This is a genomic window from Blautia faecis (assembly GCF_027662325.1).
Classification (GTDB): domain Bacteria; phylum Bacillota; class Clostridia; order Lachnospirales; family Lachnospiraceae; genus Blautia_A; species Blautia_A faecis.
On record NZ_JAQDKY010000030.1, the window covers coordinates 1 to 15,324 of the forward strand.

A 15,324-nucleotide genomic window follows, 5' to 3' on the forward strand; every position below is an offset into this window, starting at 1 on the left:
TCCGATTGTTTCCTTAACAGTTTTGAGAATTGAAAAAACGGAATTTACTTATTAAGACATATAAACTGTTGACAATAAAGCTCCTATATAGTATGTTTTTAATAAATTACTATATAGGAGCTTTTGTATGGAAATGAATGGAGGATTTCTTGTTACCAAAATAAAACAACTTGGAGATCGAATCTTTGAGAAGATTCTCAGCGAAAAGAATATTGATGCGTTTAACGGAGCCCAAGGGCGTATTCTTTATGTACTGTGGCAGGAAGATGGAATCTCAATCAGGTCACTCTCGATTAAATGTGGATTAGCGATAACTTCTCTTACTACGATGCTGGAAAGAATGGAAAAACAAGGGCTGATAAGCCGTGTTCAGTCTGAAACGGACAAAAGGAAAACACTCCTGTTTCTGACTGAGAAAGCACATGCCTTAAAGGGCGAGTACGATTCTGTATCTGATGAGATGGGCAGTATTTACTACAAAGGTTTTTCAGAGGAAGAAATTACCCGGTTTGAGGAATGCCTCGACCGCATCAGAAAGAATCTTGAGGAGTGGCAGAAGTCATGAGTATTTGTATCAAAGATCAGATTCAGAACATGAATATCGTCATTGGCTGCACAGTGGGGTGTGCATATTGCTATGCCCGCAACAACGTGAAACGCTGGCATATGATTGATGACTTCGCTGACCCTGAATTCTTTCCGGGTAAGCTCAAGATGATGGAAAAGAAACGTCCGCAGAACTTTCTTCTTACCGGCATGAGCGATCTCTCCGGATGGAAGCCGGAATGGAGAGACGAGGTATTTGCAAAGATCCGTGAAAATCCACAGCATCAGTTCCTGTTCCTTACCAAGCGACCTGATTTGCTGGATTTTGATACCGATCTGGAAAACGCATGGTTTGGCGTTACGGTGACGAGGAAAGCAGAACTGTGGCGTATCGATGCCCTTCGGAAAAACGTCAGAGCAAAACATTACCATGTTACCTTTGAGCCGTTATTCGATGATCCCGGCACAGTTGACCTTTTCGGAATCAATTGGATCGTTGTCGGCACCATGACCGGAGCTCAGAGCAGGAAGATTCATACGGAGCCGGAATGGGCATGGTCTCTGACGGACCAGGCACATAAGCTCGGCATTCCGGTGTTTATGAAGGAAGACCTTGTCCCTATCATAGGGGATGAAAATATGATTCAGGAAATGCCGGAAGAATTTAATAAAGTGTTAGAGGTACAGAAATCATGGAAGAAGTAATGAATGGAATCCTCATTCGTGAGGTGGAAACAAAGAACATCATGACTAAGTCTAGTCTGCCGGTAGGCGGTTACTCGGTCAATCCCTATGTGGGCTGTACACATGCCTGCAAGTATTGCTATGCTTCTTTTATGAAGCGCTTTACCGGGCACAAGGAGGAATGGGGCACTTTCCTTGATGTGAAGCATTGGCCAGAAATTAAAAATCCGAAGAAATATGCCGGACAGCGGGTGGTCATCGGTTCTGTGACAGATGGCTACAATCCACAGGAGGAGCAATTCGGGAATACCAGAAAACTTCTGGAGCAGCTGATCGGCAGTGACGCAGATATTCTGATCTGCACAAAGTCGGATCTTGTGGTACGGGATATTGATCTGTTGAAGAAGCTTGGACGTGTAACCGTTTCATGGTCGATCAACACACTAGATGAAAATTTCAAGAACGATATGGATTCTGCTTCGAGCATTGAGCACCGTATCGCTGCTATGAAGCAGGTATATGAGGCAGGTATCCGTACAGTCTGTTTCGTATCCCCGGTATTCCCCGGTATCACGGATTTTGAAGCAATCTTTGAGCGGGTAAAGGATCAGTGCGATCTGTTCTGGCTCGAAAATCTCAATCTTCGAGGCGGTTTCAAAAAGATAATTATGGATTATATCGCCGGAAAATATCTTGATCTTGTACCACTTTACGACGAGATCTATAACAAGCATAACCGCAGCTACTTTGAAGCACTTGAAGTAAAAGCTGAGAAAATGGCTAAGAAGTATGATTGTGCCTTTGTGGATAATGAAATGCCTTATGGCAGAGTCCCGCAGGGACATCCGGTGATCGTAGATTATTTCTATCATGAGGAAATCCGAGGGACAGAGAATACAGGAAAAAGAAATCGTTAATCTAAACGAAAATTAAACTGATGATGGTGGAGAGATTTATTTATCACCATTTGAAATCGAGAAATTCTTGTTTGAAAAATCGAGAAATTGTAAAATTGAAGAAAAAAGAAATGCACAGTTCTTAGCTTATCGGGAACTGTGCATTTTTGTAAATAAATACTTTTAATTAGCCGATTACGGCATCCTCTGCTGTAAAATGTTCCAGAGAATTTTCTTTTACCTGAATGCAGATATAAGTAATTCCGGAAATATCGGATGCAAAAAACTGACGCTTTGCAGCAGGTGCGATTTTTAGCCAGTCTCCAGTTGAAAGGCTGATTTCTTCTCCATCAATTATGGCTTTGCCGTTACCTGAAAGAATTCCATAGATTTCCTCATTTTCTTTATGAGAATGAACAAATGGGACATTTGCTCCTGCAGGTAGTTCGTTTAAACTGATTTCTGCACCTGTTAAAGACAACTTTTCATGCAGTTCAATTCGGTTTTCCTTTCCAATAGTTGTTTTTGTGTAATTTGTCATAATAATACCTCCATAGTTGATTTGTAGTTTCTGGTTGCTTGGTATTAGTATAGTGTGAGACACATACAAAAACAAGTACGCACCTTTTTGTAACTGTACACTCAAAATTGAATGTGTTACAATCGACTTGGAGGTGAGAATTATGCGAGCAAAAGAAGAATTACCGGAATGCCCAGTTGCAACAGCAGTATCTCTTATCGGAGGAAAATGGAAACTGCTGATTTTGCGTAACTTGAAAGAGCGTCCATGGAGATTCAATGAGCTACAACGAAGTATAGATGGTATTTCACAAAAGGTTTTGACGGATAGTTTAAGGCAAATGATGAGTGATGGACTGGCATATCGCCACGATTACCATGAGCAGCCACCGAGAGTCGAATACGGATTAACGGAACTCGGAACAAAAATGCTTCCAATTGTTAATTCACTTGCTGACTTTGGTAACTACTATAAATCACTTATTGAACAGAATTAAGTACGTTAGTATTTGAAAAGCTCGAACAATCGGAAGTTGTGGGAATAAAAAATATGGAATTAAGACTATTGCGCTATTTTCTGACGGTGGCAAAAGAACAGAGCTTTACAAAAGCGGCAGAACAATTGCATATTACCCAGCCAACGCTATCCAGACAAATGGCGGCATTTGAAGAGGAGCTTGGAGTAACATTATTTATTCGAAGCGGGAAGAAAATTTCGCTTACTGAAGAGGGGATTTTATTAAAAAGGCGTGCCCTGGAGATCCTTAATCTTGAGGAAAAAACACTTGAGGAACTGAAAGGAAAAGAAGATGTTGTAGAGGGAAATATAACCATTGGATGCGGTGAATTTGCAGCGGTGGAGACATTGGCGGAGATATGTAAAACATATAAAGAAAAATACCCGCTGGTTCAGATTGTATTGCATACTGCAACAGCAGATGCAGTGTATGAGATGATGAACAAAGGACTTGTAGATATTGCATTATTCATGGAGCCGGTGGACACCGAAGGGCTGGATTATATCCGGATCACAGATTGCGATCACTGGTGTGTTGGAATGCGGCCGGATGATCCGCTGGCAGAAAAAGAGTTTATAAGAAAAGAAGATCTTATTGGAAAACCATTGATCCTGCCGGAAAGAGTAAATGTTCAAAGTGAACTTGCCAATTGGTTTGGAAAAGACTTTTCGAAACTGCAGATTGCTTTTACAAGTAATCTTGGAACGAATGCCGGAGTTATGGCAGCAAATGGACTGGGCTATCCGGTATCCATCGAAGGTGCTGCAAAGTATTGGCGGGAGGATATTCTTGTACAGCGAAGAATTTCTCCTGAAATCACAACAAGTACTGTGATTGCCTGGAGACGAAACATTCCATATTCTCTGGCGGTCAGTAAAATGATAGAAGAAATAAATGCTTTTCAGGCATAGAATGGAATTCAATATAAGCATTAGACATAATAAAAATATCAGGTATAAAATAGACGTATAAGAGAAATTCAAATCTTATACATCTATTTTTATACAAGAAATTTGCAAAGAAAGGGGCTTTTTATTATGAGTAAAAAATTAGTGGCATTTTTTAGTGCAAGCGGAACAACAAAAAAAGTAGCAGAGATGATTGCAGAGGAAGCAAAAGCTGATTTATTTGAGATTGAGCCAAAAGTTACATATACAAAGGCTGATCTTGACTGGATGAATAAAAAATCCCGGAGCAGTGTGGAAATGAGTGATAAGAAATACAGACCAGAGATTATGAAGAAAGAGATAGATATGAGTTCTTATGATGAAATCCTTTTGGGATTCCCTAAAATGGAGTACAGTTTATAGTAGTGTATAGCGTGTATCAAGTTATAATTATGAGGTTGAAAATAACAGTATACACAGATAATGTGGAAAAATGTGTATGACGTTTATATAGAAAATAACATTGAAAAAAGGAATTCAAGAATGGGTAAATTCATTAAATTTAAAATAGAATAATAATTACATGAGTGACAGAAGATAAGAATCTGAATTCCCTGTCACTTTTATATTATTTGATAAGAAAAAAGAACTGGTTTATATCCGACAAGAATATAGACTGGTTCTTATTTTTTATATGCTATTATATACACAGGGAGTCGGGGAATGTCGAACTATAGCAAGCCGGAAAAGAATGCATTGATATCGGTATGAAAGATTTTTGCAAGTGCAACTAATTCAGATACCTTAATATTCATTCGATTTGTTTCCAGTTTGGCATAGGTACTTTTGGTGATGGAGATACCAATAAGATTTAATTTTGCAACTACTTGGTCTTGAGTCATGTTGTTTTTATATCGAATTGCTTGGATATTTTTACCAATATCCATATCTGGTCTAATCTTTTGCATAATGATGAACTCCCCTTATAAAATAAAAAGTTTCGTAATACAGAAACATATATATTGATTCTAAAGAATTTAAATTTTATAATGTTTCGTAATAAGGAATTATTTTTAACAGGAAGAGGTAAAAGTATAATGGATGTGGAGATGGAAAAGAGAAAATTTTTAAATCTATGTGGCAAAAGAGATCGAGCATTATTGTCAGGTGAAAAAAGAATGACATTGGGGGATATGGAACGATTGACATATCTGACAGAATTTTTTGAACTGGAGAACTATGGAATCGCCTTATGGAAAGAATTTGGTGATGATGTAAAAGAGCCATTTGAAGCGATGATGAAAATGTTAGATGAGCCGGAGTGCATAGAAGATCGATGGCTTGATGACGAAGCAAAAGGGGAAAAGTGGTTGTTAGAATTTCAGGAACTGGCATTAACGGAAGAATACAGGGAATGGATTCGAAATTATATCGATAAAAAATATGAAGAAAGAGGATTACCATATCCGACAGGAGCAGACTTCGATTAAGAGGTCTGCTTTTTTCTGGTCTTTTGGGAGGTGATAAGAGGTGGAAGTAAGTATTTATGAACTCTTGGCGGCAGCAAGAGAATCGGCTAAATCTGATTATATAAAAGGGGACAGCATTTTGTGTGAGAAGAGATTTCATCCAGATACCCATTACATGGTGGAAATGGAGCTGTTAGAAAATGATAACAGGCTGGGAGAAAAGGGGAATTATATACGGAAGTTTTTGTCAGAACCGGAGTATCTTCCCATTTTACAAAAGCAGGAAAAACATCTCATAAAAATAAAAAGACAGGCAATTGTTCAAAAAGGAAACTTGCGATATATCCCTCCCCCGGACAGGCCGAACCGCCGCCGGGAGAGGGATCTTTTATAACCGGCTGGGAAGGAACAGTAGTGTTCCTCTGGCGATAGTGGTATAAAAAAGCCAGATTTTCCGCAGGTTTTGGGACACTGGAACATAGAAAAGTGTTCACGAATGGCACTTTTGCAACGATCCGTTGCAGCAGTGAAAGCATTTTTGACATTACGTTAAACAGAAAAATGAAAGGATGTGATTGCGATAATCATAGGAATTGATCATGGCTATTATGCAATAAAAACAAGACAAGTGTCTTTCCCAAGTGGAATTATCAGGTATGATTACGAGCCGTATACCATGCAGAATGTTCTGCAGTATCAGGGAAAGTATTATGTCTGCGGTACGGGAAGACAGACGCTGGTAAAAAATAAAACGTCCAATGATAATTATTATCTGCTGACGTTGACAGCCATTGCAGAAGAAATCAAGCACCGGAAAGCAGAACGAAAGACAGAGGTAATTCTGGCTGTCGGACTTCCACTTTCAAGTTTTGGAAGAGAGAAACAGGGATTCAGGGAGTATCTGTTGCGGAAAGAGCAGCCAGTGCGATTTTTATATGAAAGTGAGTTATATGAGATAACAATAAAAGATGTGAAACTGTTCCCACAGGGATACTCTGCGCTTGCTCTGCATCCAGAGTATCTGAAGAATGAACCGTCTGTTCTGCTTGTTGATATTGGTGGCTGGACCGTTGACCTTATGAGGCTGGACAATGCTGTTCCGAATGCAGCAACGTGCAGGAGTCTGGAGCTTGGAGTGATCCGATGTATTGATGAGACAGCAGAACAGGTGCGTAGAAATACCGGACTGTCTGTAACAGAAACTCAAATTGAGCGTGTGCTTCGGGGGGAATCTTGCAGTATGGCAGAGGAGGCCAGACGGATCATACAGGAAAGCGGACGGAAATATATAGAAAAAATACTGTCTGCGGTGACAGAATCTGGGTTTGATCTCCGGGCAGTACCAACCGTATTTATGGGTGGAGGCTCCGCAATTTTAAAACGCCACGTGACCGCACAGGACGCGATTTGCCGCCCCGTTTTTATAGAGGACGTCCATGCCAACGCAACAGGGTATGAACGGATTGTAGAGCAGATGTGGGCGAGATGACACGTCCGGTATATTCGTTCCGCCCAAACCTGAAAAATCCAGAACACCAGAGGGCATGGGAGAAATTTCAAAGTGTTCCAGAAGGGCAGAAAAGCCAGTATCTGGTTCAGGCAATTCTGGAAAAAGAGGATCGAAAATGGCTGGAAGAAGTTATTCAAAAGACGATAAAAGAAAGTGTTCGGGAATTAGGAATATGTGGCACTACGGAACAATTGAAAACGAAACCATCATCGGAAGAAATACCAGCTCAGATGATGGATTTTTTATCTCAAATGGAAAATTTGTAAAGGGGGTGAGGCCTATGATTGCACGATACATACATTGTTGGATCTGCTAGGGGTAAGGCAAGAAATGCATCGTTATCTTTGGTGGGTATTGTGAATAGCTTTCCATGCGGCTTTGGAGTATGTTGTGTGTAGCGAAAGAGAAAGGAGAAAAGTTATGGCAGAGATGAAAAATATCTGCGGAAAGATCCCGATGGACTTACATGAAAAAGTAAGAGAAGAGATTGAACTCACAGAAAGCAGCACACAAAAATTTTTACAACAGGTCATTGAAGAACATTTCAACAGACTGGAAGGAAAAGGAGAAATAAGCATGGGAGCAGTAAGAACAGTAGCAGTACAGGTATCAGAGGAATTATTCCAGAGATTAAAAGTAGTCATCGGGCAGAAACACATGAAACAGAAAGACTTCTTAATTCAGATTATAGAAGAAGCACTGGAAAAGGCAGAGGCCGAATGGCAAAGCAAAGATCAGCCTGAAGAATCCGAACAGACAACCGAAGAATCGGGAACAGAAGAAACTCAACCGGAAGAAAGCACTGAGCCGGAAAGGGAAAGCGAACCAGAAGAGGAAAGCGAGCCAGAAGTAGAAAGCGAACCAGATGGAGAGAGCGAACCGAAAGAGGAAAACGAACTGGATGGAGAGAGAGAACTGAAAGAGGAAAACGAACCAGAAGGGGAAAGCGAACCGGAAGAGGAAACTGAACCAGAAAGAGAAACTGATCTGGAAAAAGAAACCAAAGCAGAAGAACCAACAGAATGGTAAGTAATTGATACAGAATAACGAAGGGCGGTATGAGAAATCATGCCGCTTGTTTTTATCAGCAAAAAGGAGGTTGATAGCCGCAACCATTCAATTTTTTGATCTCTTTAGCGGAATCGGGGGATTCCGTGAAGGCCTAAGACGGGCAGGAAACTTTGTCTGTGTCGGACATTGCGAGGTGGATACTTATGCGGATAAGAACTACCGATTGCTGTTTGATACAGAAGGGGAGTGGTATTGTAATGACGCAAGAACAATCGAACCAGAACGAATGCCAGATTTTGATTTACTCTGTGCAGGATTTCCTTGCCAGGCATTCTCTATCGCCGGAAAGCGAGAAGGATTTGCAGATGCTAGAGGAACTCTCTTTTTTGAAATTGCCCGGATTCTTGAAGCTAAAAGACCCTCGTATTTTATCCTTGAAAATGTTCCCGGTTTGTTATCGCATGACAAAGGCCGGACGTTTTGCACCATCCTCAGTACGCTTTCTGAACTGGGGTACCATGTCGAATGGAAAGTGCTTAACAGCAAGGATTTCGGAGTCCCCCAAGCAAGAAAACGGGTGTATATTGTCGGATATCTTGATTTCCGATGTGCCGGAAAAGTATTACCTGAACCAGAAACAAATGGAGCAGCTCTTGTTCAAATCCGGGCAGGAAGTCAGGGGAAAAGAGTCTACAGTCCAAAAGGATTAAGCTGTACCCTGACATCACAAGCCGGAGGAATGGGTGGAAAGACAGGATTATATGATGTGGGTGTTCCAATTAAAGAAAATACAAAGCTCGGCTACAAACTTGCAAGAGAGGGTGACAGCATCGATTTGGGCTATGCGAATCTCAACAGCAGGAGAGGAAGAGTCGGATATCAGATAGCACACATCCTGACCACAGGTATCCAACAGGGAACACTTCATTTCGTAGATTTGTCTCCGCCGCCACTGGTTACTGAAGAATGCAGAAGCCTTAATACCAGACAATGCGGAATCCACAAATACAAAGGAGAATGTTCCGGTGTATTAAGGGAAGAAGGGGCAAGAGCAGTCCTTACACCAGCAAAAGAAAATGTCCGTCAGAATGGCAGACGCATGAAAGAACCAGAAGAACCGATGTTCACAATTACTGCAACCGATCGTCATGGCATCTTGTATCACGGCAGAATAAGAAGGTTAGTTCCGAGGGAATGTTTGCGTCTGCAGGGGTATTATGACTGGCAGATTGATAAGATCATAGACAGCACTTCTGACGCACAGCTTTATAAACAGGCTGGAAACGGGGTGACTGTCAATGTTATCGAGGCAATTGGCAAACTATTACAAAAGGCAGACTCCGGACTCAACGAACAGGAAGTGTCTGAGAAAGGAATCCATTAGGCATGATCGGTATAAAAGATCAATACTTTGGAACAGAAATCGAAATGACAGGGATTACCAGACAACGTGCTGCAGAAGTTGTTGCTGAAATGTTTGGAACAGAAGCATATTATGACGGCACGACTTACGGAATCTGGTCAGTGATAGATTTGGAAGGAAAAAAGTGGAAATTTATGTCTGATGGAAGCATTTATACACAACGGAAAGTATACGGTCGAATTGTAGATGCAAGTGGAGAATATTCAACAGAAATGGTATCTCCGAAATTATCCTATGATGAAATGGGAAAGTTACAGGAAGTAGTACGCTGTCTGCGACAGCATGGAGGTTTTGTAAATGAGTCCTGTGGTCAGCATGTTCATGTAGATGCATCGAATCATACACCGCAAAGCCTGAAAAATGCATTGACAATTATGTATGCAAAGGAAGATATCCTGTTCAAGGCTCTGAAAGTGCAGGAGAGAAGAGCAAATAGTTATTGTCAGAGAGTGCAACCGGAGGTATTGGAGAAAATCCGAAAAATACCAAATAGGTCAATCACTATGGACCGAGTAAGAAATGTCTGGTATGGAGGCAGGGATAGAAGTCATATCCATTATGATGATACCCGTTATTATGCTCTAAATCTTCATGCTGTGTTTTCCAAGGGAACTTTGGAATGGCGCTGTTTTGAAAGCACACTACATGCAGGAAAGGTAAGAGCAAACATTACATTGGCATTAGCCATTTCCGCACAGGCGATCAATCAGAGATCTACACAGATGAAAAAGACACTGATATCAGAAAATCCGGCATTTACATTTCGTACATTTTTATTGAGACTTGGGTTAATTGGAGATGAATATAAAAATGTCCGAAAACATCTGCTGGCAAATCTGGATGGTGATCTTGCGTGGAGATATGATAAAAGCACGTATGAGTGTTTGAAGAAAAATCAAAGGACAGAAGGAGTCAGATAGAGGTGAGAAAGAATGGAAGATAGATATTACTTCGCTTATGGCAGCAACATGAATCTGGAGCAGATGAAGTACAGGTGTCCGGCTGCGGAAGTTGTGGAAAATGTCCGGCTTGAAGATTATCGGCTGGCATTTCGAGGAAGGGCTCCGGGTAACGGAGTAGCAACGGTACTGCCGGAAAAAGGAAGCTATGTCGAAGGAGTCTTATGGAAAATCACAGAAGCGTGTGAGAAGAGTCTGGATTTTTATGAAGGATTTCCAAGTTTTTATGGGAAAGAATCAATTCGTGTAAAAAATCGGGATGGTGTGGAGAAAGAAGTGTTTGTATATATGATGAACGCTCCGCACAAAGATGTTCCGGCAAGGCCGTCGAAATTTTATCTGGATGGAATTCTGGAAGGATGTAAGGATAACCAGATTCCAACGGAGTCTGTCATGGAAGCGGTAAAACGTACCAGACAGGAAGTAAAAAAAGAAAAAAATCGATATGCAAGATAAAACGTACCGCAGAGGAAACATCTTCTGCGGTATTTTAATGAAAAAATCTATTTATAATAGGAAGGAAAAGCACATGAAGGTTAGAAAATTAAAGACCAGAATTGCTGCTTTTGGACTGGCTGTCCTGATGGGCGTCAGTACCTTGAGCAGTGCGAATGCGTTTGCGGCCGAACGGACAGGCTCGGAACAGCAGACGGAAGTACAGGCGGTAACAAGCCAGAAAGATACATCGGTTACAGCAGATGATATCACAAAAGCGGTTTCGGATGAAACATTTGCAGTGGAAACCTGTATGGAAGGAATCCATTATGAGGCAGAAAAAGAAGATGTTATGCTTGTAAGTATCAAAGATGAGAATGGTGGAGAGTATCATTCTGACAAAGCAGGAACATATATTGCCACTTATATGGTCGTTCCAAAAGATAAGAGTGACAGCTATACCATCACCCGGAAAGTGACTCTGACGGATACAGAAGGTCAGGCACATTCTAAAGAAAATGGTGGAGAGAAACAGAAGTCAGATACAGAATCTGAAGATGATTCGGATTCGCCTGTGCAGAACTATACAGATGTAGAAATTGAAACATCCGAAGAAGATGCATCTGCACAGGCAGTCAAAGAACTGAAAGAGGACATCGAAGAGGGAAATGTGATGGTATTGTCTGCGGCTGAAAGAGCTACAAGCAGCGGTTCCACAGTTACATTGACAAAGGGGCGAACCATTTATTATCCAAGTTATATTGGAAATTATCTTACTTGCCTGTTTACAGTCAATGGGAAAATTGCATACTGCCTTCAGTCCCAGAAAGCATCCCCACCGAGTGGAAGTTATGTAGCACAGGTACTGGACAGCAATAAAAATCTACAGAAAGTCCTTTATTATGGTTATGGCGGGGCAGGAGATCTGACAGGAAGTTATCTGTCTGGAAAAACGGAAGATGAAAAGTATGTGTATACACACATTGCAGCCAGCTACGCTTATGCAGGAGATGCCGGATTTACAGGGTGTAATTATAATGACCTTGTAAATGCAGGGGTTATCGCATATATCAATTATCTGTTTGGACAGGAAGAATCGCCAAAAGGTGAACTGAGCCTTTCAAGCACAAAGCTGAATGCAGTACGGGATGGAAACATCCAGAAAACACCAAATATCACACTGTCTGGAGATCACAGAAACTATGTGACATTGAGTGTACCGGAAAATGTGACAGCACATAATCTTTCCAAAGGAACAAGTGTTACAAATGGAAAAATCCAGATTTATGGTGGAGATACATTCTATCTATCTGCGGATTTATTACTGACAGGCAGTTATGCTTCCGGCAACTTATATGGTTCTGTCGGAAAGACATGGAGAACACTGGTGCTGACAACCGGAAATTCCAAGCAGGATATCGGTGTATTTGAAAGTGAAACAGCAGCTCCGGTAAGTTTTAGTGTACAGTGGCTGAATATGACACGCATTGAACTTATGAAGAAAGATGTCAATACACAGAATCCACTGTCTGGAGCAGTTTATGGTATTTATACCGATAAGAAGTGTGAAAACCTGCTTATGACAATGTCAGCAACCGGAACAGATGGAAAAGCAGTCAGCGATTATTTTGATTCAGCACTGAAAACTGTGTATGTAAAAGAAGTTACTGCCCCGACAGGATACAAACTGAATACAGAAGTATATAAAGTGGATGTTGCAGCCGGAAAGACATTGTCTGTAACTGCAACCGATGAGAGAGTCACAGGAAAAGTAAAAATCGCAAAGATCGATAAAGAAACACTTGCATTTAAAGCACAGGGTGACAGTGCTCTTCGTGGTGCAGTCTATGGTCTGTATGCAAAAGAGGACATCGTGCATCCGGATGGTACAACAGGAGTTCTGTATAAACAGGACAGCCTGATTGCACAGGGAGTCATCGGAGATGACGGAACACTGGAATTTTCAGAATTATACCTTGGAGAAATGTATGTAAAAGAAATCACTCCACCGGAAGGATATACGCTGGATACTACAAAATATGAGGTATCAGTAACTTATGAAGGTCAGGATGTTGCGGAAGTGACAAGAGACCTTACGGTAAAAGAGCAGGTAAAGAAACAGGCATTCCAGTTGATCAAAATCAGTGAAGATGGAGAGCAGACAGAAACAGACCTGGTTGCAGGAGCAGGATTTAAGGTATATCTGATCAGCGACCTGACACAGGTAAAAAATGGGAAACTGAAACCTGCCAATGGAGAAAGCTATACAGCAAACGATTTCAAAAATTATGACTTCAGCAAAGAGCAGGTTGCAGTTACTTATGAGAACGGAACAGCCGTACCAGTACCGGAACTAATTACTGATACAAAAGGATATGCAGTCAGCCCGGAACTGCCGTATGGAAGTTATGTTGTAGTGGAAAGCACTACCCCTGAGAATCTGAAAACCATTGATCCATTTGTTGTAAATGTGGAAAATGACAGCAGAGAGCCAATGCAGTGGAGAGTATTTGATGACCGTCCGTTTGAATTTTTGCTGAAAATCGTAAAGAAGGATGCACAGACTGGAAATACGGTTTTAAAGGCCGGAGCCTCTTATAAGATTTACGATGTGACAAATAAGAAATATGTGGAACAGGTTGTTCAGTATCCGAAGAAAGAAAAGATCAGTGTATTCAAAACAAACGAGGAAGGATATCTGATTACACCGCAGGAACTGAAGTGCGCTACCTACCGAATCGAAGAAGTAAAAGCACCGGAAGGATTTGTAAGACAGGGAAGTGAAGAGTCCCTGTATGATGGAACAACGATTATTTCACCAGTAGAACAGACTACAAAAGGAACATATAAAGAAAATCCACAGAGCGGTATTGTAATTACAGTATCCTCAAATACTGCACATCAGATTGATCCGGATACAGGAGCTGCGATTGTAGAAGTAGAACAGAAAAATGACGAACAGGTAGGAAGCCTGCTCCTGACGAAAAAGGGAGAACAGCTTACCGAAGTAACCGGAGATTCTGTTCTGGCAAAAGTAAAAGCACTGGTTTCTAAAGTAAGAAATGCCGTATCTGGTAAAGAAGAAACAGGTATTTATAAAGGCTTTAAATATGAAGAAACCGGAGTAGAAGGTGCTGAATTCGAAGTATATGCCAAAGATACCATCTATTCACCGGACGGAGCAAAGGATGAAGCAGGAAATCCAGTTGTCCGTTATGAGAAAGATGACCTGGTAGCCAAACTGACTACAGATGAAAATGGAACAGCAGTTATCAACAATCTGCCACTGGGAACGTATTATCTGAAAGAAGTTGTAGCAGGAGAGAATTTTGTCCTGAATACAGAACAGAAAGAATTTACCCTGACAGCAGAGGATGATACACAGGCAGTTGTTTATGAAGGCGTTACCTATAAAAATGAAAGACAGAAAGTTTCTGTATCAGTAGAAAAGAAAGATTCTGTCACAGGCGAAAAGCTGGAAGGTGTTATTTTTGGACTGTATGCTGCGGAAGATATTCTTTCTAATCAGGGAGAGGTTCTCGTAGAGAAAGATACCCTGCTGGAAAAGAAAGCAACGGATGCAAAGGGAACACTTACTTTCGACAGCGATCTTCCACATGGAAAATACTATGTCAAAGAGGAAGTCAGAAAAGCCGGATATCTTCCAAATGAGGAAGTATGGAATGTAGACGCAACCTATGAAAATCAGAATCTTGCAAAGATTGAACTGAACAAAGAAGTTGAGAATCAGCCGACAGAAACACGTATTACCAAAACAGATGCAACAACCGGAAATGAGCTGGAAGGAGCAAAACTGCAGGTCATTGATAAAGACGGAACTGTTGTGGAAGAGTGGATTAGTACGAAGGAAGAACATGTCATTTACGGACTGCCGGAAGGAAGTTATACCTTACATGAGGAACTGGCTCCTTATGAAGATGGCTATGTGTCTGCCAGCGATGTGACGTTTGAAGTCAAAGAAGATGGAAGTGTGACAAAGGTTGAGATGAAAGATGAATATTCAAAAGTGGAAATTTCCAAAACAGACCTAACAACCGGAAAAGAACTGGAAGGGGCAAAGCTTCAGATCATCCGCAAAGATGGAACTGTTTTGGAAGAGTGGATTACGGATGGAAAGCCACATTCCGTTGCAAAGCTCCCGGTTAATGAAGAACTTACTCTGCGTGAGATTACAGCGCCAGATGGTTACGAGATTGCGGAAGATGTTACATTCACATTGAAAGATACAATGGAAGTCCAGAAAGTAGAAATGAAAGATGCCAGAACACCGGAGAAAACAACAGAAAAAACAAATGCACCAAAAACAGGTGACAACCAGAAAGTATGGGCGTTTGTTCTGCTTGCACTGGCATCTGCCGGAACAGCTACGGGAGTGACTGTATACCGCAGAAAGAAGTCAAAAATGACAGACAACAAAGAAGAAACAGAAGAAAAATAAAATAAGAA

General features: G+C 41.1%; 16 protein-coding genes and 1 pseudogene. 15 read left to right on the forward strand and 2 right to left on the reverse strand.

Going from position 1 to position 15,324, the window contains the following annotated elements; genetic code table 11:
- Positions 1-127: 127 nt before the first annotated feature.
- From PGQ38_RS13310 to PGQ38_RS13320, 3 genes are read left to right on the forward strand one after another with little or no spacing between them, the layout of a single operon-like run.
- Positions 128-565, forward strand: coding sequence for a radical SAM mobile pair system MarR family transcriptional regulator (locus tag PGQ38_RS13310; protein ID WP_270432095.1), 438 nt, complete (start codon positions 128-130; stop codon positions 563-565).
- A complete protein-coding gene (locus PGQ38_RS13315; RefSeq protein ID WP_270432096.1) occupies positions 562-1,251 on the forward strand; it encodes a radical SAM mobile pair protein A in 690 nt (229 codons plus the stop codon). The genes PGQ38_RS13310 and PGQ38_RS13315 overlap by 4 nt, the downstream gene beginning before the upstream one ends.
- Positions 1,239-2,147 (forward strand): radical SAM mobile pair protein B, encoded by a 909-nt coding sequence (locus PGQ38_RS13320; protein WP_195409972.1) that lies wholly within the window; start codon positions 1,239-1,241, stop codon positions 2,145-2,147. Before PGQ38_RS13315 ends, PGQ38_RS13320 begins: the two co-directional genes overlap by 13 nt.
- Before the next feature lie 166 nt (positions 2,148-2,313).
- Here the strand turns inward: PGQ38_RS13320 and PGQ38_RS13325 are convergent, their stop codons facing one another.
- A complete protein-coding gene (locus tag PGQ38_RS13325; RefSeq protein ID WP_117495883.1) occupies positions 2,314-2,667 on the reverse strand; it encodes a cupin domain-containing protein in 354 nt (117 codons plus the stop codon).
- 142 nt (positions 2,668-2,809) lie between these two features.
- Between PGQ38_RS13325 and PGQ38_RS13330 the strand changes: the two genes are divergently transcribed.
- The 3 genes and pseudogenes from PGQ38_RS13330 to PGQ38_RS13340 form a co-directional block, all read left to right on the forward strand.
- A complete protein-coding gene (locus PGQ38_RS13330; protein WP_072522465.1) occupies positions 2,810-3,142 on the forward strand; it encodes a winged helix-turn-helix transcriptional regulator in 333 nt (110 codons plus the stop codon).
- A 53-nt stretch (positions 3,143-3,195) separates the two neighbouring features.
- Positions 3,196-4,074: a LysR family transcriptional regulator gene (locus PGQ38_RS13335; protein WP_021650153.1), complete on the forward strand. Its 879-nt coding sequence runs from the start codon at positions 3,196-3,198 to the stop codon at positions 4,072-4,074.
- Positions 4,075-4,200: 126 nt separating this feature from the next.
- Positions 4,201-4,452 (forward strand): annotated as a pseudogene (locus PGQ38_RS13340) (flavodoxin); the annotation flags it as partial.
- Between the two features lie 329 nt (positions 4,453-4,781).
- On the opposite strand, the gene PGQ38_RS13345 reads toward PGQ38_RS13340, so the two are convergent.
- A complete protein-coding gene (locus tag PGQ38_RS13345; protein ID WP_055246992.1) occupies positions 4,782-5,018 on the reverse strand; it encodes a helix-turn-helix domain-containing protein in 237 nt (78 codons plus the stop codon).
- 129 nt (positions 5,019-5,147) lie between these two features.
- Between PGQ38_RS13345 and PGQ38_RS13350 the strand changes: the two genes are divergently transcribed.
- The 9 genes from PGQ38_RS13350 (at position 5,148) to PGQ38_RS13390 (ending at position 15,316) form a co-directional block, all read left to right on the forward strand.
- A complete protein-coding gene (locus PGQ38_RS13350; RefSeq protein ID WP_005341389.1) occupies positions 5,148-5,540 on the forward strand; it encodes a hypothetical protein in 393 nt (130 codons plus the stop codon).
- Between the two features lie 40 nt (positions 5,541-5,580).
- The gene (locus tag PGQ38_RS13355; RefSeq protein WP_118357214.1) at positions 5,581-5,913 is read left to right on the forward strand and encodes a DUF5720 family protein; all 333 of its coding nucleotides are present in this window, start codon (positions 5,581-5,583) and stop codon (positions 5,911-5,913) included.
- 186 nt (positions 5,914-6,099) lie between these two features.
- Positions 6,100-7,008, forward strand: a complete 909-nt coding sequence (locus PGQ38_RS13360; RefSeq protein WP_270248188.1) for a ParM/StbA family protein — start codon at positions 6,100-6,102, stop codon at positions 7,006-7,008.
- Positions 7,005-7,295, forward strand: a complete 291-nt coding sequence (locus tag PGQ38_RS13365) for a plasmid segregation centromere-binding protein ParR (protein WP_118626984.1) — start codon at positions 7,005-7,007, stop codon at positions 7,293-7,295. Before PGQ38_RS13360 ends, PGQ38_RS13365 begins: the two co-directional genes overlap by 4 nt.
- Before the next feature lie 154 nt (positions 7,296-7,449).
- Positions 7,450-8,058 carry a hypothetical protein gene (locus PGQ38_RS13370; protein ID WP_118626983.1) on the forward strand — a complete coding sequence of 203 codons (609 nt, stop codon included), beginning with the start codon at positions 7,450-7,452 and terminating at the stop codon, positions 8,056-8,058.
- A gap of 70 nt (positions 8,059-8,128) precedes the next feature.
- Positions 8,129-9,424 (forward strand): DNA (cytosine-5-)-methyltransferase, encoded by a 1,296-nt coding sequence (dcm, locus tag PGQ38_RS13375; RefSeq protein ID WP_270432099.1) that lies wholly within the window; start codon positions 8,129-8,131, stop codon positions 9,422-9,424.
- 2 nt (positions 9,425-9,426) lie between these two features.
- A complete protein-coding gene (locus tag PGQ38_RS13380; protein WP_118626981.1) occupies positions 9,427-10,383 on the forward strand; it encodes an amidoligase family protein in 957 nt (318 codons plus the stop codon).
- 12 nt (positions 10,384-10,395) lie between these two features.
- The gene (locus PGQ38_RS13385) at positions 10,396-10,878 is read left to right on the forward strand and encodes a gamma-glutamylcyclotransferase family protein (RefSeq protein WP_226853954.1); all 483 of its coding nucleotides are present in this window, start codon (positions 10,396-10,398) and stop codon (positions 10,876-10,878) included.
- 73 nt (positions 10,879-10,951) lie between these two features.
- A complete protein-coding gene (locus tag PGQ38_RS13390; protein WP_270248149.1) occupies positions 10,952-15,316 on the forward strand; it encodes a SpaA isopeptide-forming pilin-related protein in 4,365 nt (1,454 codons plus the stop codon).
- Positions 15,317-15,324: the final 8 nt, after the last annotated feature.

Bases quoted from the DNA above. Each gene is read 5' to 3' on its own strand.
- PGQ38_RS13335 (WP_021650153.1), top strand. From the start codon at position 3,196: ATGGAATTAAGACTATTGCGCTATTTTCTGACGGTGGCAAAAGAACAG.
- PGQ38_RS13330 (WP_072522465.1), top strand. From the start codon at position 2,810: ATGCGAGCAAAAGAAGAATTACCGGAATGCCCAGTTGCAACAGCAGTA.
- PGQ38_RS13365 (WP_118626984.1), top strand. From the start codon at position 7,005: ATGACACGTCCGGTATATTCGTTCCGCCCAAACCTGAAAAATCCAGAA.
- PGQ38_RS13385 (WP_226853954.1), top strand. From the start codon at position 10,396: ATGGAAGATAGATATTACTTCGCTTATGGCAGCAACATGAATCTGGAG.
- PGQ38_RS13310 (WP_270432095.1), top strand. From the start codon at position 128: ATGGAAATGAATGGAGGATTTCTTGTTACCAAAATAAAACAACTTGGA.
- PGQ38_RS13370 (WP_118626983.1), top strand. From the start codon at position 7,450: ATGGCAGAGATGAAAAATATCTGCGGAAAGATCCCGATGGACTTACAT.
- PGQ38_RS13320 (WP_195409972.1), top strand. From the start codon at position 1,239: ATGGAAGAAGTAATGAATGGAATCCTCATTCGTGAGGTGGAAACAAAG.
- PGQ38_RS13380 (WP_118626981.1), top strand. From the start codon at position 9,427: ATGATCGGTATAAAAGATCAATACTTTGGAACAGAAATCGAAATGACA.
- PGQ38_RS13350 (WP_005341389.1), top strand. From the start codon at position 5,148: ATGGATGTGGAGATGGAAAAGAGAAAATTTTTAAATCTATGTGGCAAA.
- PGQ38_RS13390 (WP_270248149.1), top strand. From the start codon at position 10,952: ATGAAGGTTAGAAAATTAAAGACCAGAATTGCTGCTTTTGGACTGGCT.
- PGQ38_RS13315 (WP_270432096.1), top strand. From the start codon at position 562: ATGAGTATTTGTATCAAAGATCAGATTCAGAACATGAATATCGTCATT.
- PGQ38_RS13325 (WP_117495883.1), bottom strand. From the start codon at position 2,667: ATGACAAATTACACAAAAACAACTATTGGAAAGGAAAACCGAATTGAA.
- PGQ38_RS13345 (WP_055246992.1), bottom strand. From the start codon at position 5,018: ATGCAAAAGATTAGACCAGATATGGATATTGGTAAAAATATCCAAGCA.